The sequence below is a fragment of the Chryseobacterium rhizoplanae genome (assembly GCF_900182655.1).
GTDB classification, from domain to species: Bacteria; Bacteroidota; Bacteroidia; order Flavobacteriales; family Weeksellaceae; genus Chryseobacterium; species Chryseobacterium rhizoplanae.
The window spans coordinates 100,207-123,199 of the sequence record NZ_FXTC01000010.1; the positions used below are offsets into that span (position 1 = coordinate 100,207).

The 22,993-nt window shown below is 37.1% G+C and carries 26 protein-coding genes; 11 read left to right on the top strand and 15 right to left on the bottom strand.

The window, feature by feature from the left end:
* Nucleotides 1–93: 93 nt before the first annotated feature.
* From FN817_RS19035 to FN817_RS19055, 5 genes are all read right to left on the bottom strand, one after another.
* A complete protein-coding gene (locus FN817_RS19035; protein WP_142719307.1) occupies nt 94–1,077 on the bottom strand; it encodes an aldo/keto reductase in 984 nt (327 codons plus the stop codon).
* Between the two features lie 161 nt (nt 1,078–1,238).
* Nucleotides 1,239–1,991 (bottom strand): type 1 glutamine amidotransferase domain-containing protein, encoded by a 753-nt coding sequence (locus FN817_RS19040; RefSeq protein WP_228451606.1) that lies wholly within the window; start codon nt 1,989–1,991, stop codon nt 1,239–1,241.
* Between the two features lie 2 nt (nt 1,992–1,993).
* Nucleotides 1,994–2,281 carry a putative quinol monooxygenase gene (locus tag FN817_RS19045; protein ID WP_142719308.1) on the bottom strand — a complete coding sequence of 96 codons (288 nt, stop codon included), beginning with the start codon at nt 2,279–2,281 and terminating at the stop codon, nt 1,994–1,996.
* 1 nt (nt 2,282) lies between these two features.
* Nucleotides 2,283–3,167: an NAD-dependent epimerase/dehydratase family protein gene (locus FN817_RS19050; RefSeq protein ID WP_142719309.1), complete on the bottom strand. Its 885-nt coding sequence runs from the start codon at nt 3,165–3,167 to the stop codon at nt 2,283–2,285.
* Nucleotides 3,164–3,781 (bottom strand): NAD(P)H-dependent oxidoreductase, encoded by a 618-nt coding sequence (locus tag FN817_RS19055; protein WP_142719310.1) that lies wholly within the window; start codon nt 3,779–3,781, stop codon nt 3,164–3,166. Before FN817_RS19055 ends, FN817_RS19050 begins: the two co-directional genes overlap by 4 nt.
* 383 nt (nt 3,782–4,164) lie before the next feature.
* On the opposite strand from FN817_RS19055, the gene FN817_RS19060 reads away from it, so the two are divergent.
* Both FN817_RS19060 and FN817_RS19065 read left to right on the top strand, forming a co-directional pair.
* Complete coding sequence (locus FN817_RS19060; RefSeq protein ID WP_142719311.1) at nt 4,165–4,911, top strand: metallophosphoesterase family protein; 747 nt, start codon at nt 4,165–4,167, stop codon at nt 4,909–4,911.
* Between the two features lie 40 nt (nt 4,912–4,951).
* Complete coding sequence (locus FN817_RS19065) at nt 4,952–5,848, top strand: LysR family transcriptional regulator (protein WP_047429409.1); 897 nt, start codon at nt 4,952–4,954, stop codon at nt 5,846–5,848.
* Here FN817_RS19065 and FN817_RS19070 read toward each other — a convergent pair.
* Both FN817_RS19070 and FN817_RS19075 read right to left on the bottom strand, forming a co-directional pair.
* Nucleotides 5,825–6,292 (bottom strand): GNAT family N-acetyltransferase, encoded by a 468-nt coding sequence (locus tag FN817_RS19070; RefSeq protein ID WP_142719312.1) that lies wholly within the window; start codon nt 6,290–6,292, stop codon nt 5,825–5,827. The genes FN817_RS19065 and FN817_RS19070 overlap by 24 nt on opposite strands.
* Nucleotides 6,293–6,727 carry a GNAT family N-acetyltransferase gene (locus FN817_RS19075; protein ID WP_142719313.1) on the bottom strand — a complete coding sequence of 145 codons (435 nt, stop codon included), beginning with the start codon at nt 6,725–6,727 and terminating at the stop codon, nt 6,293–6,295. It abuts the gene before it with no gap.
* 260 nt (nt 6,728–6,987) lie between these two features.
* Here FN817_RS19075 and FN817_RS19080 point away from each other — a divergent pair, with 260 nt between their 5' ends.
* The 3 genes from FN817_RS19080 (at nt 6,988) to FN817_RS19090 (ending at nt 9,776) form a co-directional block, all read left to right on the top strand.
* Complete coding sequence (locus tag FN817_RS19080; RefSeq protein WP_142719314.1) at nt 6,988–7,863, top strand: aldo/keto reductase; 876 nt, start codon at nt 6,988–6,990, stop codon at nt 7,861–7,863.
* A gap of 170 nt (nt 7,864–8,033) precedes the next feature.
* Nucleotides 8,034–9,092: an NAD(P)H-dependent flavin oxidoreductase gene (locus FN817_RS19085; protein ID WP_142719315.1), complete on the top strand. Its 1,059-nt coding sequence runs from the start codon at nt 8,034–8,036 to the stop codon at nt 9,090–9,092.
* Between the two features lie 72 nt (nt 9,093–9,164).
* Nucleotides 9,165–9,776, top strand: coding sequence for a hypothetical protein (locus FN817_RS19090; protein WP_142719316.1), 612 nt, complete (start codon nt 9,165–9,167; stop codon nt 9,774–9,776).
* A gap of 50 nt (nt 9,777–9,826) precedes the next feature.
* On the opposite strand, the gene FN817_RS19095 is transcribed toward FN817_RS19090, so the two are convergent.
* The 4 genes from FN817_RS19095 to FN817_RS19110 are packed head-to-tail and all read right to left on the bottom strand — an operon-like array spanning nt 9,827 to nt 13,088.
* A complete protein-coding gene (locus FN817_RS19095) occupies nt 9,827–11,164 on the bottom strand; it encodes a UDP-N-acetylmuramate--L-alanine ligase (protein WP_142719317.1) in 1,338 nt (445 codons plus the stop codon).
* Between the two features lie 6 nt (nt 11,165–11,170).
* Nucleotides 11,171–11,608, bottom strand: coding sequence for a hypothetical protein (locus FN817_RS19100; RefSeq protein WP_142719318.1), 438 nt, complete (start codon nt 11,606–11,608; stop codon nt 11,171–11,173).
* Between the two features lie 16 nt (nt 11,609–11,624).
* Complete coding sequence (locus FN817_RS19105; RefSeq protein ID WP_047373745.1) at nt 11,625–12,431, bottom strand: lysophospholipid acyltransferase family protein; 807 nt, start codon at nt 12,429–12,431, stop codon at nt 11,625–11,627.
* A gap of 27 nt (nt 12,432–12,458) precedes the next feature.
* The gene (locus tag FN817_RS19110) at nt 12,459–13,088 is read right to left on the bottom strand and encodes an NUDIX hydrolase (RefSeq protein WP_047424417.1); all 630 of its coding nucleotides are present in this window, start codon (nt 13,086–13,088) and stop codon (nt 12,459–12,461) included.
* Between the two features lie 422 nt (nt 13,089–13,510).
* On the opposite strand from FN817_RS19110, the gene FN817_RS19115 reads away from it, so the two are divergent.
* The 6 genes from FN817_RS19115 (at nt 13,511) to FN817_RS19140 (ending at nt 18,918) form a co-directional block, all read left to right on the top strand.
* Nucleotides 13,511–14,329, top strand: coding sequence for a hypothetical protein (locus FN817_RS19115; protein WP_142719319.1), 819 nt, complete (start codon nt 13,511–13,513; stop codon nt 14,327–14,329).
* A 114-nt stretch (nt 14,330–14,443) separates the two neighbouring features.
* Nucleotides 14,444–14,842, top strand: coding sequence for a hypothetical protein (locus tag FN817_RS19120; protein ID WP_142719320.1), 399 nt, complete (start codon nt 14,444–14,446; stop codon nt 14,840–14,842).
* A 7-nt stretch (nt 14,843–14,849) separates the two neighbouring features.
* A complete protein-coding gene (locus FN817_RS19125) occupies nt 14,850–15,584 on the top strand; it encodes a curli production assembly/transport protein CsgE (protein ID WP_228451607.1) in 735 nt (244 codons plus the stop codon).
* An 11-nt stretch (nt 15,585–15,595) separates the two neighbouring features.
* Complete coding sequence (locus FN817_RS19130) at nt 15,596–16,006, top strand: curli production assembly/transport component CsgF (protein WP_142719321.1); 411 nt, start codon at nt 15,596–15,598, stop codon at nt 16,004–16,006.
* 24 nt (nt 16,007–16,030) lie between these two features.
* The gene (locus FN817_RS19135; RefSeq protein ID WP_142719322.1) at nt 16,031–17,395 is read left to right on the top strand and encodes a CsgG/HfaB family protein; all 1,365 of its coding nucleotides are present in this window, start codon (nt 16,031–16,033) and stop codon (nt 17,393–17,395) included.
* An 11-nt stretch (nt 17,396–17,406) separates the two neighbouring features.
* Complete coding sequence (locus FN817_RS19140) at nt 17,407–18,918, top strand: carboxypeptidase-like regulatory domain-containing protein (RefSeq protein WP_142719323.1); 1,512 nt, start codon at nt 17,407–17,409, stop codon at nt 18,916–18,918.
* A gap of 258 nt (nt 18,919–19,176) precedes the next feature.
* Here FN817_RS19140 and FN817_RS19145 read toward each other — a convergent pair whose 3' ends face one another.
* From FN817_RS19145 to FN817_RS19160, 4 genes are all read right to left on the bottom strand, one after another.
* Nucleotides 19,177–19,827, bottom strand: a complete 651-nt coding sequence (locus tag FN817_RS19145) for a response regulator transcription factor (RefSeq protein WP_228451608.1) — start codon at nt 19,825–19,827, stop codon at nt 19,177–19,179.
* Between the two features lie 213 nt (nt 19,828–20,040).
* Nucleotides 20,041–20,508 (bottom strand): OsmC family protein, encoded by a 468-nt coding sequence (locus FN817_RS19150; RefSeq protein WP_142719324.1) that lies wholly within the window; start codon nt 20,506–20,508, stop codon nt 20,041–20,043.
* Between the two features lie 113 nt (nt 20,509–20,621).
* Complete coding sequence (locus FN817_RS19155; protein WP_142719325.1) at nt 20,622–22,181, bottom strand: Rne/Rng family ribonuclease; 1,560 nt, start codon at nt 22,179–22,181, stop codon at nt 20,622–20,624.
* 366 nt (nt 22,182–22,547) lie between these two features.
* Nucleotides 22,548–22,838, bottom strand: a complete 291-nt coding sequence (locus FN817_RS19160; protein WP_002984212.1) for an HU family DNA-binding protein — start codon at nt 22,836–22,838, stop codon at nt 22,548–22,550.
* Nucleotides 22,839–22,993 lie beyond the last annotated feature (155 nt).

Below are 22,993 nucleotides of genomic sequence, written 5' to 3' on the forward strand. Positions count from 1 at the left end.
CGGAATGACAATTGAAGTTCAATTGTAACCCAATTTATTTATTATCCGACATCAATAACTTCCATCTTCCAGCCTCTTTCTTCCAGCTTTATATTATATCTCGCTTAAAGCCGAATTGATGAAGCTCAATTCTTCCTGGGAAAGGTCAATAGACATAGCTTTTGCATTTTCGATGGCTTGCTGGGCATTTCTTGCTCCTGCCAATACTATTGTGATTGCTGGCTGCAGCGTAGTCCATCTTAGTACCAGTTGAGAAAGGCTGGCTCCTTTTTCCTGCGCTATAGATTCAATTTTTTCTAAGAAAGTTTTCACTTTATTCAAATCAAACTGTGAAAAATATCCGTTTCTGTGGTCGTTATCTTTCAATTGGGTTTCTTTGAAATATTTACCGGTTAAAAGACCTCTTTCCATAGGGCTGTATACGATAATTCCTGAATTATTTTCCAAAGAATAGGGAACAAGGTCGCTTTCAATGCCACGGTTCAGCATGCTGTAAGAAACCTGGTTGCTGGCAAGTTGTAAAGTTCTGTTCGCTTCTTCTATTTGAGCTACACTATAGTTACTTACCCCTGCAGCTCGGATTTTTCCCTGTTGGATTAATAGTTCCATAGCTTCCATAGTCTCACAGATAGGAGTGGTGCTGTCTGGCCAGTGAAGTTGCAAAAGGTCGATATAATCTGTCCCTAATCTTTGTAAGCTTTCTTCAACTTCTTTGATGATGTTTTCTTTGGAAGCCAATTTATACACAGGAAGGGTCTTTCCTTCGTCTTCTGCATCAAAGAAAAATTCTCCTTTTCCGTTATTGCTTCCGTCCCATACCAACCCGAATTTAGTTAAAAGCTGGATTTTTGAACGGTCTTTTCCTTTGATCGCTTCACCAATCATTTCTTCACTTAATCCAAAACCATAAAAAGGTGCCGTATCGATAGAAGTTACTCCGTGATCTAATGATGCATGAATAGAGTTGATAGAATCCTGCTTTTCATTACCTCCCCACATATTTCCTCCGATAGCAAAGGCTCCGTGTGTGATTGTTGATAATTCTAAATCTGTATTTCCTAATTTTCTGTATTCCATTTTGTTTTAAAATTGTTATGTGTAAACCACCCCGTCAAAAATTCTTTGAATTTTCGCCACCCCTCCGGAGGAGGGGAATTATCGTCATTTCAATGGTGGCACTTTTTAAGAGCTTTTCTGATTTAAAGAACTTAAAATCTTTTGTGATTAGAAATTATTTGTTATTTATTTAATTCCTTTAAAATAGCTTCTCCAACGCTCTTTGCAGATTGAGGATTTTGTCCTGTGATCACTCTCTGATCTGTAACTACGTGGTTCTGCCAAAGGCCTGATTTTTCAAATTGTGCGCCTCTTTCTTTCAGTTTGTTTTCTAATAAGAAAGGAACAACATCTGTTAATTTTACTTCAGCTTCCTCTTCATTGGTAAAAGCATTGATTTTCTTTCCATCTACAAGGTATTTCCCGTTATTCAGCTTGATATTCACCAATCCTGCAGGTCCGTGGCATACTCCTGCTACAATACCTCCGTTTTCGTAGATTTCCGAAGCAATATCAGACAGCTCTTTATTGTCTGCAAAATCCCACATTGCTCCGTGTCCTCCTGCATAAAAGATGGTTGAATACTCTTTCGGATTCACCTGTGACGGGGTCATAGAATGATCAATCTTGTTCTTGTATTCTTTGTTTTCCCAGAATTCTTTGTTTACCGGATCTTTCAAATCGAAACCATCTACCGGAGGAGTTCCGCCTTTCGGGCTTACAAAGTCAATTTCATAACCTGCTTTGTGAAGAACTTCCCATGGGTGAGAAACTTCTCCCAAATAATACCCTGTATCTTCACCAGTACTTCCTTTTTTATCGTGGCTGGTTACAACAAATAAGATTTTCTTTTTCATATTTTTTGATTTTTTAGTTTGTGCCTGCGCGAATCCTATTGTAAAGATTGCCAGTATTAAAAATGCTAATTTTTTCATGATTAAATAATATTAGTGGTATAAATCTGTGGTTTTTCCTGAAGCTTTTCATCCACCAAAGCCCCGAAAGCCTGAATGTAAGGTTGCTGGTTGTGCTGATCCAGACCTTCTTTACTTTTCCAGATTTCATAGAAAACAAATTCGTTTTTGTCTTCAATTCCCTGATGAAGGCTGTAAAGCTCACATGCTTCTTCTTTTCTTGTTTCTTTTACCATATTCTGAAGAACTTCCAATACTTCTGCCTGATGTTCTTCTTTGGCTTTTATAATGGCTGTAAGATAAATTTTCATATTAAATAAAATTTTCAATTGAGTTATAGATGGGTTTCCATTCCAGTTCTGCTCTGGCTTTGTCTGCGCTGCATATACTGTTGGATGCAAAACCGAAATAGCCGCCCGCAGGACCGAAATTATCAACGGCTTCCTGTATACTTAAAGACTGCGCCGGTTCCAGATTATATTTTTTACTGATGATTTCTGCAATGTTCCTTAAAGATGAAGCCCCGTTTTCTGCATAATAGATAGACCCTTCTTTTGCTTTTTCCAAGGCGAGTACATACAGATCTGCCAAATCTTCGATATGTAAATTGGACCAGATATTTTCACCTTCTCCAAAATAAACACCATGCCCTTTTTTCTGAGAAAAATTGAGCAAGGCCGGAATCTGGATACTGTCTTTTTTTATTCCAAGGCCTTCCCCGTAAACCATGGTAGGAACAATAACGATACTTCTTATATCTTTTTGAACAGACTGAAGAACATAATTGTTGATAAGAACCCTTGATGCCATTTCCAGTCTTGGAGTCAGAGGGAAATCTTCAGTATACACAAAATCACTTCTTTTACCATTTTCTTTACCTCCGAAAATAGCAGATCCTGAAGTAAATATGAATGTCTTATGACTTCCTTCCATTGCTTTGATGAAATTATCCACGGCGTAAGCGTCATCCGCAGAATCAGCATTATGGATGACTGCATCAACGCTATCAACAGCTGTTTTTATTACATCTTCATTGTGAATATTCCCTACAATGGTTTTGATTCCCAATGATTCTAATTCCTGTACGTGAGCTTCGTTACGAACTAACCCGGTTACTTCATAATTTCTGTCAAGCAGTTTTTTTGCGATAGTTCCGCCAATATAGCCGGTAATACCTGTGATCAGTATTTTTTTCATGATACCAATTCTGGTTTTAATTCTTTTTCAAATACGTTTCTTACATGTTCTCTGTAAAGCTTCATATCACGCTCTACATTGGCATTTTTCTCCACATCATGGAAATGGAAACTTTCCATTTTCTCTAGTGAGACAAAGGCATTCATTCTATGGAAACCAAATAACGGTCCATCATCTACACTTTTTTCACTGAAAAATTCTCCGGGAAGTGTGAAAGCTGTTGCAGGAGCGTTCCAGCTGGTAGTCAGCATATATTTTCTGCCGCCAAGCATCCCTCCCGTACCATAGTTGATTTCAGGATTCTCAGCCTTTCTTCCGTCGCTCATATAAATTCCTTTTGCATGACCTGCTGTGAAAACTTCATCAATATATCTTTTTAATCCGTTCGGAAGCTGGAACCACCAGATCGGAGTATGGTAAATAATGTAATCTGCCCAGACAAATTTTTGCACCTCTTCATGTTTATCATAATTTTCACTTACATTAGTGATCTTTACTTCTACATTGTCAAATTCTTTAAGAGCGGCTACTGTATTTTCTGCAATAGTCTGATTATATTTTCCTCCGGAATGTCCGAAATTCTGTCCTCCGTTGATGATTAGTACTTTTTTCATTTTTTTATGATTGTTTAAATTTTACTCTGCAAAGTTAGGATGGATATTTGTATAATAAAAATAATATAAATCATAGTAAAGTATTATTTAAATTATAGTTTTATGATTCAAGGTTTTGGGTTTAAAGTTTAAAGTTGGGAGTGAATGGTCAATTCGCTTCGCTTGTGAGTTTTTAGGGTTACGGGATTCGGGTTGCATGATTCGGGATCCTGAACAATTGATGCTATGTGGAAGTTTCTAATCGGAAGTTAATTATTCATTATTGACTTTGCGTAGCGAAAATTCAACCATTCACCATTTCCCTTTTCATGGTAAAATGTCATATCATATCTGACCTGAAATTCCCTTCCGTCGTGTAAATTTGTTTAATAAATTGAAGGACAATGATACAGATAGCCGTTTTTAGTGATGTGCACGGAAATCTTCCTGCTCTGGAAGTAGTGTTGAAGGATATTGAGAAAAGAGGAATCAGGCAGAGATTTTGTTTAGGAGATCTTGTGGACTTTGCCCCCTGGGGAAACGAGGTGATTGAGAAGATCAGAAGTTTAAACATTCCTTGTCTCATGGGAAATCACGATGAAAGAGTTGCTTTTGATATTCCTGTTGTTCCTTTGTCCAAACATTCAGTAGAAGAGACGAATGCCAGATTCATAGCGATTGATCATTCTAAAAAAAATATTACAGAAGAGAACAAAAAGTTTTTATCAGAGCTGCCTTTTCATTTAAAATTAAACTATAAAGTAGGGAAGAAGCATTGGGATATTCAATTGGTTCATTCCAGTTTATCAAACAATGATACCTATTTGTACGAATCAGAAAAGGATGAGATTTTTACTACTATGCTGAAAAACTCTCAATCTGACGTTATTGTGATGGGACATACCCATTTATCTTTTAAAAAGCAGTTTGAAAATAAGACATGGGCAATCAATTGTGGCTCTGTAGGCCGCTCTAAAGAAGAAAACAGACTGGCTTCTTATGTCGTATTCACTTTAGATGAAGAAAAAATTACTCCGGAAATTATTCAAATACCCTATCCGATTGATGAAACTGTCCGTCAGATAAAGGACAGTGGGATTCCGGATTATTATGCATCATTTCTAAAGAACGAAAATGTATTAATATTATAATTATTTTGTAAATTTGCATCAGAATATTAATAATTAAATCATGGTCAATTTAGAATGGTATCGTACTTTTAAAGCGATATATAAAACCGGGACATTGACGGGTGCTGCTGATGCTTTATTCATATCACAGCCGGGCGTGAGTCTGCATTTAAGTTCTCTGGAAGCTTATGTAGGATACAAACTATTCGACAGAACCGGTAGAAAAATGATCCCTACAGAACGCGGGAAAGTATTATTTAATGCCGTTGCTGAGCCAATTACCAAACTGGAAGATGTAGAAAAAAACTTTCAGAAATCTACAGAGAAACATACGCCTACCATTAGTGTCGGAATGTGTTTTGAAACTTTTCAGACGACGTTGGAGCAATATGTTTCTTCACTGCCTTTTAATCTGATTATCAGTTTTGGAGAATATCCGGAAATGCTGGATCAGCTGGATAAAGGAATTCTTGATCTTATCATCACTCCGAAAAAAGGGTCTTCACCCAATATAGAACATGAAGCTTTCTCTTCAGAACAGATCATTCTGGTGGGTGGAAAAGATGTAGATGCCGCTGCTTTCAATAAAGTGTTGAAAACAAAAGATGCAGAGCAGATTGAAGAATGGCTGAAGAATGAAAAATGGTACGGAACTACCGGAGATATGGAACACCTTTTCCAGTTCTGGACCTTGAACTTTGGTCATAAACCTAATTTCCGTCCGAATTATATTGTTCCTAATCTGAACTCAATTATCCGTTGTCTTAAAGGTGGAACAGGACTAGCTGTCATCCCTGATTTTTTATGTAAAAAAGACCTTGAAAGTGGCGAAGTTCAGCTGATTTGGGAAGGGAAAAAGAAGCTGGAGAACACGTTGTATTTCGGATGTCGTAAGAAAACCAATTATCAGACAGAAATAGAACATATCAAAGGCTTATTCCGTCAGGTGATGGCTTAATACAACCATATCACGCATTTGTAAACCGTTTTCATATATCGGATCTGAATAATTTTCAACAAAAAAATCTTTCAGTATCCCGCTTTTAATAAAACCGTTTTTCTCATAAAATCTGATCTGTTGGAATCCGGTATCCGACGTTCCAACAGTCAGTGTTTTATAATGATTTTCTTTGGCAATTTCCTTCGCTTTATTCATCAGAATACTTCCGATTCCTTTGCTTCTGTAGCTTTCAATTACTGCAATATTTTTAATTTCCAGTTCTGTATTGTTGCTTTTATACAACGCCATCACCGCAATATTTTCTGTGCCGTCATGTAAAAGATAAATGTCGGAATTGAAAATATACCGATCAATAGCTTCTTGGGTTTCATCCGCTAACAGCAATAGTTGATAAGGAATTTCCGCATCCGGCTTTAATAAACTGAACGTAAAATTTTCCATTTAAAGACTCATGTGAATAAGTGGATAATCTTTTCCTGAACCATCTTTTTCTGATCGCCCGATCTTTCTGAACCCCATTTTTTCATAAAATCCAATCGCTTGTGGATTCTGTTCATTCACATCTACTTTGGTCAATCCGGTCTTTTCTTTCATAAATTGATAAAGGGTTTTTCCATATCCTTTCCCACGGGCATCATCATGAATGAAGAGCATTTCCAGGTTACCTTCTGCTACGGAAGCAAAGCCTTTAACTTGATTATCCTCACTCATTAAATAAACTTCCAGGTTAGGAAGATAATCTCTTGGAATAGCTTCTTTAAAATAATTGAAATCCTCTTCTGCCAGAAAATCGTGGGTTGCCCTTACGGCTGACTCCCAGATTTCCATAATTCTCGGATAATCCTCTGCTGTAGCCAATCTGATGTTTTGTGACATGATTTTTAAATTTTAAGCAAAAATAGAGAAAATAGCGATGGAATGCCAGCTGGAGCCATAAATTTACAACTAGCAACTAGCAACTAGCAACTAGCAACTAGCAACTAGCAACTAGCAACTGGCAAATGGCAACTGGTAACTCAAAGCTGCAATTACATAACAATTTTTTGAAGAGAAACAGTAAAATTGGTAGGCAGAATTTTCAATTTTTTGTTGCAAATTTGTTTATCACTTTATATTAATAACTAAAATAAAGACTTATGCAAAAGAAAACCTATACAGGGCAGCCTGTGGTAACCTTAAATAACGGAGTGGATATTCCTGCTTTAGGCTTTGGAGTATGGCAGATGGAAGACCTGAAAGAATGTGAGAATGCAGTAATCAAAGCTATTCAGACTGGATATAGAATGATTGACACTGCTGCTATTTATCAGAATGAAACCGCTGTAGGTGCCGGGGTGAAAAATAGCGGAGTAAACAGGGATGAACTGTTTATCACTTCAAAAGTATGGGTTCAGGATCATGGATATGAAAAAGCTAAAAGTGCTTTTCAGAGAACCTTGGACAGATTGCAGATGGATTACCTTGATATGTATTTGATCCACTGGCCTTATGGAGATTTCCTGGGAACATGGAAGGCTTTGGAAGAATTATATAAGGAAGGAAAGATCAAAGCTATTGGGGTATGTAATTTTACCGTTGAGAAGCTTGAAGAATTAAAAGCTAATTCAACAGTGTTGCCGGTGATTAATCAGATTGAGCTGCATCCGGTATTCCAGCAAAAAGAATTGCAGGTTTACGACAGGGAAAATAATATTGTAACACAGCCCTGGAGCCCGCTTGGAAATGGTAATGCTAACCTTTTAAGCAATCCTGATCTGAAAGCGATTGCTGATAAATATGGTAAAACTGTAGCTCAGGTAATCTTAAGATGGCACCTTCAGGAAGGATTCGTAGTGATCCCGAAATCTGTGACACCGTCGAGAATTGAAGAAAACTTTAATGTATTTGATTTTGAATTAACAGAAGATGAAATGAATGTCGTTCGTTCTTTGGATACAGGAAAAAGATTATTCTTTGATCCTAAAGATCCGGAATGGGAACAGAAAATGCTCAATTCCGTTGCGGATATTTAATAAAAATAAAGAATAGAATATTCCCACATATTTCGCAGAAAGCACAGATTTAATCCGCTGTATTTGTGAAATTTGTGGGAATACTATTTTTATTCAGGTGAGGAATATCATAATCCTGTAGGAAATGAAGTCTTCCTATTTTTTGTACCTTTTTAATTAAAATAGTTCTTATGTTTTGGCCCGATACAATCAGTAAAAAACTAGGGATACAATATCCTGTGATTCAGGCTCCGATGTTTGGAGTGAGTACGGTACAAATGGTAGCCGCAGCAGCTAAGGCAGGCTGTCTGGGATCATTGGCAGTGGCTGATCTTTCAGCAGATCAGTCTGTTCAATTGATCAGGGAAACGAAAAAACTGACAGATAAACCTTTTGCAGCAAATATATTCGTCCATCACATTCCTGAAGTGACGGATGGTTTAAAAGAAAAGTATATTAAAACCAAACAGTTTCTTGAGCAGCTGGCCAGAGAAAATGATATTGAAGCAGAGCTTCCGGAACTTGAAGCCATCAGTATAAATTGCTACCATGAACAGATAGATGCTATTATTGAAGAAAACTGTAAAATCCTGAGTTTCACATTCGGAAATCTGGATGATCAGAGTATTCAGAAATTAAAAGAAAACGGAGTTACCCTCATCGGAACCTGTACGTCTGTGAATGAAGCTTTGCAGCTTGAAAAATCAGGTATTGATATGATCAGTGTTCAGGGAATAGAGGCGGGAGGTCACAGAGGAAGTTTTGAGGCGGAGAATATTCTGCAGATTGGAGGGTTGTCTTTGCTGTCACAGGTGTATGATCATGTGAGTGTTCCGTTGATCTATGCAGGGGGAATCTATGAAGCCAGGACATTAAAAGCTGTTAAAGACTTAGGAGCGCAGGGCTTCCAGGTGGGAAATCTTTTATTGGCTTCTCAGGAAAGTGCTTTACAGCCTTTTGAAAAGGAAAGACTGAAAAAAGTAAGAGAAGAAGAAATTGTTTTAACGAAGAGCTTTTCCGGACGATATGCCAGAGGAATAAAAAATCAATTTATAGAAGCGGTTGAAAACTCAGAATATATTTTACCATATCCTTATCAGAATAAACTGACCAATGCGTTGCGTAAAGCAGCAAAATCTCTGCAAAATCCTGAATTTGTAGGAATCTGGATAGGGCAGTCTATTCACCAGTATAGTGAACTTTCCACTGAGGAAATTTTGCGAAATCTGATTAAAGAATGTGAAAGATAGATCAAGATAGTTTCAATTTGCTGTTAATTGTCTATTTTCGTGAAAGATAAAAACTAAAATCAACGAAAATAAATGAAATTTTCAGAGGGAATTCAGAGATCACTTCCGTTCGGCTACCTGTTTCTTGTCGTAATGGGAATATTAAAAGAAAGTGTCTTCTATTACCAGATAGGCATTAATATTTTAAAATACTCAACAATTATGGACATCCTGATCAGCCCGATTGCTACCTTAACGGCTCATCCTGTGATATTGATTATCCTTATTGGTATCATTATATTTTCATTTGCTTTTCCCTCTTTTTTATCAAAACAGGCCAGTAAAAATAAACGTTGGGCATTCCAGATGGCATCTCTCAAAGGACATGAAAATATGAGCAAAGAGGCTATTGAAAATCATTTTACCAATATGTTTGTGAAGTTTCTGGCCATGATGCTGCTGTCTTTCTTCGTAGGAATAGGCTTGGGAGAAGGATTTGGGCTTACCAGAAAGATAAGGGAGAATAAACTTAAATATGACTATAAATTAAACTATGGCGATGATAAGTTTGAACAGGTTCATCTCATAGGATCAAACAGTATGTATTACATCTATCTGGCAAAAGGAAACAAAACGATAAAAATCTCACCGGTAGGATCAATAAAAAGTATTGAGCTGGTCAACAACAAAAGATTGAATAACTAGAAATAATGCTAATAAAAAAGCTTCAGATAAGATTCTGAAGCTTTTTTTACTTATTTTGTTAAATCAAGACCGCCAAAATTTCCGGAACTCATCATGAGATAAACACCATCCGTTTTATCCAATGTATTCCAGTAGGCATGAAGATCTTCAGCGTTTGTGAAAACCTTTAAATTTTCATTCTTGAATTTTTCTTTAATAAACTCTGGAGATATAGGTTCCATTCTCTTGATCTTCAAAGCGTCTTCAGAGTAGAAAACGATGGCTTCATTCAAGCCGTCCATTGCATGATCATATTGCTCAAGGAAGGCCGGATTTAAACTGGAATAGGTGTGCAGTTCCAGAAATCCGTATTTCTTATCATTTTTAAATTGTTCCGTGAATGCTTTTACAGCTGCCTTCACCTTGCTTGGTGCATGGGCAAAATCTTTATAAAGCGTTCCCTTATCTTCTCTTTCTACTTTTTCAAGACGTTTGGATGCTCCTTTAAAGCTCATGATAGCCTCATAGAAGTCTTCATCCATAATACCCAGCTGTCTGCAGATATGTCTTGCGCCTTCCATATTCAACAGGTTGTGGGCTCCAAAAACAGAAAGCGGAACATCTCCCATTTCGGTTTTTAAATACACTTTACCGTTGCTGATTTCGTATTCAGGAGTTCTATATGGGATTTTTCTGAAATAGTTTTCAGCATTTTCCACTACTTTCACTACTTCCGGATCTTCTTCGTTATATACCAGAACGCCTCCTGCTGTAATGCTCGCCACAAATTTTCTGAACTGATCTATATAGTCGTCAAATGTTTTGAAAACATTGATATGATCCCATGCAATACCACTCATTAAAGCAATATTCGGCTGATACAGTAAAAATTTAGAACGAAGGTCAATAGGAGAAGAAAGGTATTCATCACCTTCCAGAACCATGAAATCATTATCCTGAGTCAGTTTCACCATACAGTCGAAACCTTCAAGCTGAGCGCCTACCATGAAATCCACATCTTTCTGGTGGAAATTCAAAACATGAAGAATCATTGATGTGATGGTAGTTTTACCATGTGATCCGGCAATGACAACTCTTGTTTTATTTTTGGACTGTTCGTAAAGGAATTCAGGATAAGAATATATTTTCAGACCCAGTTCCTTTGCTCTTGCCAATTCAGGATTATCCTGATGGGCATGCATTCCAAGAATAACAGCATCAATATCCGGAGTGATCTTTTCCGGGAACCAGCCCATTTCCTGAGGCATAATTCCTTTCTTTTCCAAACGGGATTTTGAAGGCTCAAAAATGGCATCATCAGACCCTGTCACCTGATATCCTTTGTCTTTTAACGCAATCGCAAGATTATGCATGGCGCTTCCGCCAATGGCAATGAAGTGGGTTTTCAATTGTATTTACTGTTTTTTAACATTAGTATTAATGACCTGCTGGAAAGCTTCAAGAATGTTGTTCCAGTTGGTCTGATAATTTGGGATGATCATGCTGGCATCTGATTTACTTCCTTCATTCGGACCTTTCTTGATATTGATGGAAGTTGAAATATTGTCGTATAATTTTTTACGGTCTTCCTGTATTCTTCTGAAATTATTCTGAGAAAGTACCTGATCCAGTTTCTTTAAATCTTCATCAGAAATTTTAAAATCCTGTTTATATTTTTTACCCTGCCCTTCAAAAGAGTAGTGTACATTATTCCCTTTTATAAGCATATTTTCATATACAGGAGCGTAGCCTCCACTTTTCGAATAACTGATATCAAAATCCGAATATACCTTCTGGCTGTTGCATGAAACTAATACTATGATTGCGAATAAGATTCCAAGTATTTTGTTCATAATTTTTGTCATTACTTTAATTATTTGAGTCCTTTTGTTCTAATTTTTTAGCTTTAAGTTCTTCATCATAACTGTGTAATAGGTTGAAATCTTCTGTCTGCTCAATGGCAGTCATGATTTTCAATAAAATTTCCGGTGCTTTTTCATTATCATAATCAATATCCAAAGGAGCTTTAAATTCCATCGTAGGTTTTACACCGGTTACCTTTACGCGGAGTCCTTTTTTATCAAAAGCTCTTCTGAATCCGTTTATTTTGATCGGAATTACAATAGGGCGCTGATTTTTTACCAATTTGGCCGTTCCTCTTCGTCCCTGTGCAAAAGCGGAAGTAGTTCCTTGAGGGAAAGTCGCTACCCAGCCGTTGTCCAATGCTTTCATGATGTTGTCTACCTCGCTCATGTCTACCATTCTGTTGACATTCTTTCCTTCGGCTCTCCAAGTTCTTTTTACCGTGACAGCACCTGCAATTTTGAAAATTTTGGGAAGAATACCTTTATTCATGGTTTCTTCTGCTGCTACATAGTAAAAATCGATCTTTGGGTTCAATAGGTAGATCGGGTTTTTTATCGTGTTCAGATATCCGTTATTTACAGCACAGAAAGCATGGTACATTGCTGCCACATCTGCAAAATAGGTCTGATGGTTGGATACAAAAAGTACGTTAGAGTCCGGAAGATCCACAAGGTGTTCTGTTCCGGTTATCTTTAACTTATTAAAGCCGTTGAATCTTCTGTATGATACAACTCCTAAAATAAAAATAATAAACCTTTTCAAAAAATAAGGTGTTCCGAATGCATCGGTGAAAATATTTTTCTTCGCCATCTCTGAATTAAACACGGTAGTGCAAAGTTACATTTTTTTCAGCAACTGGCTGAATTCACTTAATATCATCGCTGTAGCCCCCCAGATAATGTATCCGTTGAAATTGATCACGGGAACCTCATATCCGTTTGCATTAGGCAGCGCCATGATTTCCGGGGTGTCAGAAAGGTTCAGAAAGGAAGTGATGGGAAATTCTATGGTTTCCACAGCTTCCGTCTGTTGAAGAACAAAGGCGGGATTCTTTTTAGTATAAGAAATGTAGGGATATACATAAAAATTGCTCGGTGGAATATAAATAGGAGACATTTCTCTGATAATCCTTACATAATGTTTGTCTATTCCGATCTCTTCGGAAGTCTCCCGAATTGCGGTTTCAGCAAAATCTCTGTCCATCTCTTCACGCTTTCCTCCAGGCAGTGAAATCTGCCCACTGTGTCTGTCGTGCTCGTTAATTGTTCTTTGAATCAATGGAAAATACCACTCGTTGTCTTTTAAATATAAAACAATATTTACAGCTGCAAACTTAGGGTTCTTTGCCAATACTTCATCATAAGTAAAGACCGGGCGTGAGGGAGGTGAGAAAACTCCATGCGCGTGTTCACCGGGAAGTTCTACACTTTTTATTTTTCGTAATAAATCTTTTCCAAAATTTTCCATACCTCAAATTTAACAATATATCTTGAAGAAATAAGGGCCTTAACATTAATTAACCATGTAAGATCAGGATGAAAAGATTAGTGACTTTGGATTTTCTTTGACAAATGAAAGATGGATAATTGGTGATCGTAATATTTTAAAACCCAGCGTTGTGAACTGTTATTACCCATGATGAATTAAAAAAATGAGTGAAAATAACGTCAGGAGATTATTCAATATTCACCACTGAATGAGATGGTTATGATTCTTAAAATGACTCCCGTATTTTTCCGTAACTGAAAACAATGACTTTCCTGCAACGGCAAATGGTGACCCTTACAACTATAAACAGTGACTTTTGAAATTTACACTTTGATGGTGGTTTTTCATTTTGACCCAGAGGCTACCTTTGCCTTACTATTAACCAATTAATTTTTACTAAGATGAAAAATTTACTTACAGGTGTATTTACACTATTCGCCATGAGTTTCGGATTTGCACAATTCAATATTGATGTAACTACCCAAACTGGAAACTTAAATGTTGCTACTGTGGATCAGACTGGCCTTTTGAACATCAACTCTTTGACACAGACAGGGAATCGTAATACTGCAGACATTGATCAGGTAGGTATTTTGAACGCTAATACTGCAAAAAGTATCGGAAACAGAAACTCTATAGACGTAGATCAGGTGGGTATCGGAAACTCAAACGAAGTCATGCAGATGGGAAACAGAAACTCTGCTTCAACATGGCAGCTTGGAGTTCTTAACTCTACAGAACAAACTCAGATCGGAAGAAGAAATGATGCTTCTTCGGTACAGGTAGGATTAGGTAACTCTGTTGTTCAATATCAGGACGGAAGAAGAAATGATGCTTCAGCTATTCAGTTAGGTAGCGGTAATCAGGCATTTCAGGTTCAGCTGGGAAGAAGAAATGATGCCAGCGGACTTCAGATAGGAGCTAACAATGTCCTTGTTCAGTATCAGGATGGTGATGATAACAGTGCTAATCATGTACAGGCAGGAACAGGTAATATCGCAGCTTCAGTTCAGGTAGGAGATGATAATACTTCTGTGGGAGTACAGGCAGGTAATGCCAACCAGCTTTATCAGTTCCAGATCGGAAATTCCAATACAGCTATTGACCTTCAGATGGGTAATGGTAACTTTACCTGGGTAGCTCAAAGCGGTACTGGCCATGTCCACTTAGGAGCTCAGATGGGTAACGGAAACTCAATGATTGTGAATCAATCCAATTAAGCCCTATAACACATACTGTAAATCTTAGAAATTGTAAAGGAGAAGCTACAGGGTTTCTCCTTTTTTACCTCCGGTTTTTTCGATTTGCATTAATATCTTTAAAACGTAGAGGCCATGTTTACTTTAAGATGGAGTATTCTTGCTCTTTTCATAGTATTGCCATTGCAGGCACAGGAAATAGACTGGGATAAGATCAACAGCAATACAATCTTTAATCTTATAGCCAGGCAGCAGACTGATCATACTTCATTCGGTTCCAATATCATTCAGATAGGAGAGTATAACAATGCCGAGCTTTCTCTGAATGCCAGAACTCATATTGCTGTAAAACAACTGGGAGACTTTAATACGCTTTATTTTATCAACTCATTTACAGATAAAGAAACTAAAGCTGCAGTTACCGCACAAGGAAACAACAATATTATTGATGTCACGGGAAGCAACAGTATTTCGAATGGAATTCAGATCAATGTAAAGGGAGACAATAAAACAGTTTTCATGAGAAACTATTAAAATACAAATGATGAAAATTTTATATTCCCTTAGCCTGAACACATTTTTTAGCTTCCTGTCTGTATGGACGTATGGGCAGGAAGATAAAAAAGTAAATGCCAGGATAGAGAGCAGTCTCCTTGAAAATCAGATTATCCTGAAAGCAATTGTAATGAACAATACCACCGTTTATAAGGAACTGAATTACCTTTTGGTTTCTATTAAAAAAGGAAACAGTGGGAACCTTTCAAACAATCAGCAGAGTGGTAAATTTTCTGTGAATCCCAATGAAGTTAAAATACTATCGGAGATCAGTGTCAATCTTGAATCAAAAGATGCCTTGAAAGCCTTTCTTTATATCAGGGATGAAGAAACACAAAAACTGGTCGCCAAAGACAGCCTGGAGCTTAACAGCGATCTTTTTAAAAAGAAAACCGCAAAGGTAGAAGAGGATGCAGCTTATGAACTGAGAGGACTTACCATTGATGAAACCAAAACCAAGGTTGGAAAAGATTTTTATGATCTGTTTTATATGCAATACAGCCAACTCCCGGATAAAAGCAGCAGTGCCGTTACCATTACAGAGCTTCCCCTTCGCGGAACAAGCGGCCAGATCAATATTCAGATTGAGGATAAAATTATTTACAGTTTTATGACCAATCCGGCAGAAGATTATTTAGCAGAACAGCTGGTCTACAGCTTGAAATATATCAAAGAATTTAATGCTAAGAAAAACCTTATTAAAAATGAATTTATCTACTAAAAATGTCCGCCATGAAAACCTTTATCATTATTTTGACCTTTATTGCAGGTATTTTCTACGGAAAATCTCAGCAGCTCGTCTACAAACCGATCAATCCGGCTTTTGGGGGTGATACGTTTAATTACCAGTGGCTTTTAAGCTCTGCCAATGCACAAAACCAATTTGACGAAAAAAATGATTTCAGCAATCTGCTGGATCGTGTAAACTCTCTTGACAGCTTTACCCAGAGTCTCAACAGACAAATTCTCAGTGAACTTTCAAGAAAACTGTTTGATGAACAGTTTGGTGATGGAAACATAAAGCCGGGAAATTATCTTTTCGGATCACTTTACTTACAGATTACCAATACTAATCAGGGACTTTTAATCAATATTTTGGATACCAGCAATGGCGATCAGTCCGAGATCGTAATTCCGAAATAGGAAATCACTAAAAATAAACTTACCATGACAACCTACACTTACACCAGAATCTTTTTCTGTAGTTTCCTGCTATGCATTCTGCAGGCTTGTAGCTCAATATTTGGTTTACCTTCGGATCCCGAAAAACCAACAATGGGAGAGGTTACTTCCTCTACCGCAGAATTGAAAAACCTTCCCCTTCCCAAAGAAAAAATTGTAATAGGGGTCTACAAATTCCGGGACCAGACCGGCCAGTATAAACCTTCCGAGAACGGAAACAACTGGAGCACGGCAGTCCCTCAGGGAACCACCACCATTCTTATCAAAGCACTGGAAGACAGCCACTGGTTTATCCCAATTGAAAGGGAAAATATTGCCAATCTTCTCAATGAAAGACAAATCATCCGTTCCACAAGACAGGAATACATAAAGGATGCAGATAAAAACAGCCAGGCACTTCCTCCTCTTTTGTATGCCGGAATTCTTCTTGAAGGCGGTGTAATCTCCTATGACAGCAATATTCTTACCGGAGGACTTGGGGCAAGGTATTTCGGAATTGGTGCTTCCACACAATACCGTCAGGACAGAATTACTATTTACCTTCGTGCTGTCTCCACCCTTAACGGAGAAATTCTTAAAACAGTTTACACCTCTAAAACCATTCTTTCAACCAGCGTCAACGGAAGCTTCTTCAGATATATTGATACAGAAAGACTTCTGGAAGCTGAGGTAGGACTCACCCAAAATGAGCCCGTTCAGCTTGCTGTCACCGAGGCTATTGAAAAAGCTGTAAAATCTCTTATCGTAGAAGGAATAAGAGACAAAATATGGGGGAAAGCAGTGGATACTAATGGAGGATACGAGACCTTAATCAATGAATATAACAGAGAACAGGAGCAAAATGATGGAAGAGCAGTAGGTGGCAAATATCCGGAAAACTACAGACAGAAAGTTTCTGTATTCGCCAATGTTGAAGGGCAGAAAGTGAAAGATGATTATGTTGGCGCTAAAATGAATGTCGGAGGTAAAATAGGATTTAAATATTTCCTTACTCCTTATCTGAATATGGAAATAAATGGCAGTTATTTTACGCTGGAAAATTCAAATATTGTGAAAAGAAACTATTTCGGTCCCGAAGTGAATCTGGAATATTTACTTTTCCCTAAATACAGATTCAGTCCATACGTTTACGGTGGGATAGGAGCCATGTATTCAAAATATAAACCTCAATATAAAGCACAATTCGGGGGCGGACTGGAATATATGATCAGCAGGAATATTTCACTGAGAGCATCAGCCCAATATGACCTGGGTTTCAAAGACGACTGGGAAGGCCTTGTAAACGGAAAAAGGAAAGATCAGGCTTTACGCTTCGGTATAGGAATCAACTTTTACTTCGGAAACAAATAAAAACACGAATTATGAAAACTTTAATTAAAATACTCAGCATATTCATTTTTGCTTTTTGTCTGTTTTCATGCAATGAAGACCTTGTAGAACAGGCTCAGACAGGAACATTAAAAGGAAAAGTCGTAAAAAGAGGCAGTAATGTGCCGCTTTCCAATGTGAAAATCTTTACCAATCCTACAACGCAGACGGTTTTCAGTGGTACAGACGGTTCTTTTGAAATTGCAGCAATGCCGGTAGGCAATTATTCAGTAAAAGCGGAGCTTTCAGGATATATTACCAGCTTTCAGTCTGTCAATATACAGAATCAAAATCAAGTGGTAACAGCAGTTTTTGAGATGGATGATGACACCTCATTGAATTCTCCTCCCGCTACGCCACAGTTGTTAAGTCCGATAGATAATGCAGTCAATCAACCTTTGAGCGTCGAATTAACCTGGAGCGCAACAGATCCGGATACAGCGGATGTTTTAAAATACAGTTTGGCAATTAAAAATAATCTTGACACTAATGTGATTCAGGTTAATGATTTGACAGCTAATCATTATACGCTTTCAAATCTGAAGTTTGGTGTAAGTTACTTCTGGCAGGTGTCTGTTTCGGACGGCATTCACCAGCCAGTTTTAAGCTCTATCAGTAAATTCACCACCAATACGGTACCGGCCAACAGGTATCATTATACACAAAAACAGAATGGAAACTTTGTTATTATCTCCAGTGATGATCAGGGAAATAAATTCCAGTTTACCAGTTCTTCCTACAACAGCTGGAGGCCACGTAAGAACAATAATGCAGGCCTCATTGCTTTTCTTCGTACAGAAGGCGGAAGTACTCATATTTATACAGCCAATCCTGACGGTTCCAATCCTTTTAAAGTAACAACGGTGGCTGTAGCAGGGTTTAATAATTATGAAATGGATTTTGCCTGGAGTACAAATGGTAAGGAGCTTATTTATTCTAACTTCAATAAACTATACAGGATCAATAAAGATGGCAGCGGTCTGAGTCTGGTATATACTACTCCGGACGGAAGCATGATATCCGAATGCGACTGGAGTTATGACGGTAGTAAAATAGCGTTGAAAACCAACGATTATAACGGTTATAATACCAAAGTTTATGTTATAGACATGACAGGAAGTGTCCTTAAAACCGTTTTATCCGGTTCGCCGGGAGCCAGCGGTGGACTGAATTTCTCCGTAGACGGACAGCTTCTTCTCTTTACCCGTGATGTCTCAGGATACCTTGATGGAAGCGGAAATTACAGACAACTGGATTCACATATTTTCATTTACAATCTGGCTACAGATGCCATAAGTGATATTTCCGCCGAAAGCGAAAAAGTGATGGGAACCAATGATCTTGATCCAAGGTTCTCACCGAATAATGCACAGATCATTTTTATGAACACTTCCAATGATAATATTTCGCAGAGAAATGTAATGGTTATTGACCTTAACAGTAGTTTGACAGATCTTACCCGAACAGCACTTTTCAGCAATGGGGAGATGCCGGATTATGAATAAAGTTCAAGGTTTTAAAGTTTAAAGTTCAAGGTTGTGAGCTAGAGATTAGAAATTTGGGTTGTTTCTAGATAAACAATAGGGTCAAAATTATATAAGTTTTTTCATCGCTCAATTTCTGATCTCTATGTCTCACTTCTCATCTCACAATGAAAAAGAATTATTAATTTACGCCTGATTCTGGCAATTAGAATGAATTCAGGCATAAAAAAATTCCAGACTGCCAAGTTTGGAATTTTTTGCGTTTTTCATGGGGAAATTTCAGTCGATAATATGATTCTCAATAGCATATTTTACAATTCCGACTGAGTTTTTCGCATTGAGTTTCAAAAGAATTCTTTTTCGGTGTGTTTCTACCGTATTGATACTGATAAAAAGTTTTTCAGAGATATCTTTACTGCTGCATCCGTCGCAGATCAGTTTAAGGATTTCCATTTCACGGCGGGTGAGTGGTTCCTTGATGTGTGGGCTTTGCTTTTCTTGTTCGCTGCTGATGAAATTCATCATTTTTTCCTTTGCATGATCGCAGATATAGATTTCATTAAGGAGTAAAACATTAATGGATTTCAGGAACTCATCATAAGTGCAGTCTTTGTCCAGATAACCTTTGATGCCTTTGTTGAAGAGCTTCCGCATATCTATCACGTCATAAGAGCTTCCTATGACAATGATTTTGGTGTTTTTGTGTTGAGAAATAATGCTTTCTACCAATTTGCAGATTTCTGTAAGCATGAGCATGTTGGAGCTCATGACAAGCATTTCCGGTGGTTCTTCTTTTAAGTGTTGGGAGAGGGTTTCTAAAGAATTACAAATGTCAATAGTGCTGAAAATTTTGCTCTGTGTAAGCAGTCTTGACAATCCCTCGGTATAGAGCATGGGCTCATCAAAAATGGTCAATCTTGGTTTCATCATGGTTTGTTTTGTTTATATAAAAATATGAAAAAAACTTGACATTTTGAGTAAAATTGATAAATATTTTAAAATTATTGTGTTTTTATTTATGGTAAAACATTGTTTTCATTGATTTTTTATTAAATAATTCTCTTTTGGTGGAATTTTTTAGAGTTATTACTGTTAAAATGTAATATTCATCATTGTTTTATGAATTTAATTTAAGATGTGGTATTATTTAACTAACGTGGTAGGGATATGCTTCACCGGAAAATTGACCGAGTTGGCAATGAAACAAAATTCGTTGGCTTTATGATGAAGCTGTTCTGCTTTTTCAACCATTGATTCTTCTGCAACTGTTACTTTGGGATGCAAGGTTGCTTCCGTAAAATGGCCGCTTCCATTGGCTGTTTCTTCCATGATGCCAGTCGCTTCATCAGTATATTCAGTTACAATAATACCGGCTTCAGAACAGAAGTGCAGATACCAGAGCATATGACAGGAGGAAAGGGAAGATAAAAGCATTTCTTCCGGATTATATTTTGTTTTGTCACCTCGGAATGCCGGATCAGATGAACCCTCTATCATAACTTTGTTTTCTGCTGAGATCCTATGGCTTCTTTCATAGTCTCTATATCCACTGGTTCCAGTTCCCTGGTTTCCTGTCCATTGGATAGTCATTTTGTAATGGTGTTTTTTCATGTTTTAAAGATAAAAGATAAAAGATAAAAGATATTGTTGTTAAAATTCAATAGGGGTGGGCTTTAGCCCAGCCTAATAAAAAAACCTCCAGTACAACTGAAGGTCTTAAATTTTTAATTAGAGAATTCTATTAATTCTTCTTTTTTGGCATTGTAGATTTTGTATTCTAAATATTTAAAAGAATCTCTTGGAACAATGGTTACCCATTTTTTGTATTTGATAAACCATTTCATTTGGATGCTTTTGATGCCTTTGGTAAGGTAGGCCTCCACAAAGGGGTGTACATGCAGGTAGATTTTTCCTTTTTCTTTCTGCAGGATGGTTCTTAAGGTTTCACCCATTTTTTCCACGATAACAATAGGAGCTACAATTTCTCCGTCTTTGTTCGGGTTTTCTTCTTTGGTGTCGATCTGTTTTTCCGGACGGTTTCTTTGTCTGGTAATCTGGATCAGTCCAAATTTACTTGGAGGAAGTATTTTGTGGCGAGCTTTGTCGCGCTTCATTTCCTCTTTGAGATGCTCGTAAAGATCTCTTCTGTGATCAGAATTCGGCATGTCTATGAAATCGATTACAATGATACCTCCCATATCGCGGAGGCGAAGTTGTCTTGCGATCTCAGTAGCAGCCATTTTGTTCACTTTCAGTGCATGTTCTTTGTTGACAGCGGCTCCGGTAGTAATATTGTTGCCGGAGTTGACGTCAACGACGTGAAGTGCTTCTGTGTGTTCAATAACAAGATAAGCGCCTTTGGAACTTGGAATGTTAACGTGTTTTCCGAAGCTCTGTTTAAGCTGTTTTTCAACATTGTAATATTCCAGAAGAGGAATATGGGAATCATAAAACTGGACAATATTTTTCTTTTCAGGTGCAATTACTTCCACGTAATTTGTCATTTCGTTCACCATTTGCTCATCATCGCAGATGATATTCACGAAATCCTGATTAAAATTGTCTCTTAAAATAGCTGAAGCTTTGTCTTCTTCGCTTAAAACTTTGGATGGAACTTTATTTCTCTGGATATTTTTAAAAGTGCTTTCCCATTTCTGAACCAGCTGGTTCATGTCATTATGAAGATCTGCTACTTTTTTTCCTTCGGCCACTGTTCTGATGATAACCCCGAAACCTTCAGGCTTGATGCTGTCGATAAGGGTTCTCAATCTTTCCTTTTCTTCGAAGCTTCGGATCTTTTTAGAAATAGAAACTTTATTGTCGAAAGGGATCAGAACCAGAAAACGTCCTGTCAGAGAGATTTGGGTAGATATTCTTGGGCCTTTTGTAGAAATAGGCTCCTTAGTGATTTGCAGCAGAACGATATCGTCTTTGGCGATCACTTTATCTACCGTTCCATTTTTGTCTATTTCGGGTTGTATCTCGAAATTCTTTAAGCTTGAAGTGCTTTGTTTTTTAGAAATAGTATCTTTTAAAAACTTTCTATATGTAAGATACTGAGGTCCCAGATCCTGGTAATGCAGAAATGCATCTTTATCATATCCGATATTCACGAATGCTGCATTCAGATTGGGTGCCAGTTTTTTTACTTTTCCTATAAACAGATCTCCAACTATAAAATCGCTTTTGTCCTCTTGCTCATGAAGTTCACATAGTCTTCCGTCTTCCAGTAATGCAATCTTTGTAAGATCATCTTCATGCGAAACTATTAGTTCTTTCTTCATTTTTTAATAAGATAAAATTGTTAAGATTATAGGAATGGGATGTTTTTCTGATTAATTCATCTATTAAATATAAGGATTTTGGATGAAAACCATTATATGTTTATTAAAATAATATTTGAAACCATCCGTTTTCCGCGGAATCTTATAGTTGCAAACAAAAATATAGTTAGTGAACTTTAAGAATTTAAATCCACCAACTATATTATTATATTGTAAATCTCGAAAAGAGGAGATTATTTTTTCTTATGTCTGTTTGCTCTTCTTCTTTTCTTTCTTTTGTGAGTCGCAACCTTGTGTCTTTTTCTTTTCTTTCCGCTTGGCATAATTTTAATTTTTTAGTAACTAGTTAATATTCAGTTAATGTTCTTATTTTACTGCAACTTTAGTTTTTACTTTCTCAACAAAAGATTTTGAAGGTTTGAAAGCAGGAATGTTATGAGCAGGAATCTCAATTGCAGTGTTTTTAGAAATATTTCTTCCTGTTTTAGCAGCTCTTGTTTTAATGATAAAAGATCCAAAACCTCTTAGATAAACGTTATCCCCATTATACATAGAAGTTCTGATCTCCTGCATAAAAGCTTCTACAACTTTCTGTGTTTCATTCTTTTCTGTTCCCAACTTATTTGAGATGGTGTTTACCAATTCTGCCTTTGTCATTTCCTTATTTTAATTTTAAATTTTAGGTGTGCAAATTTAGTTAAAAAAATTGAATACTAGCAAATTAGTGGCAAAATATTTTTATTCAAATCGTTGAGCTTTTTATGTATATGCTATATTAAGGCAGGGTAGCAATAATTTAACAATAAAATAAT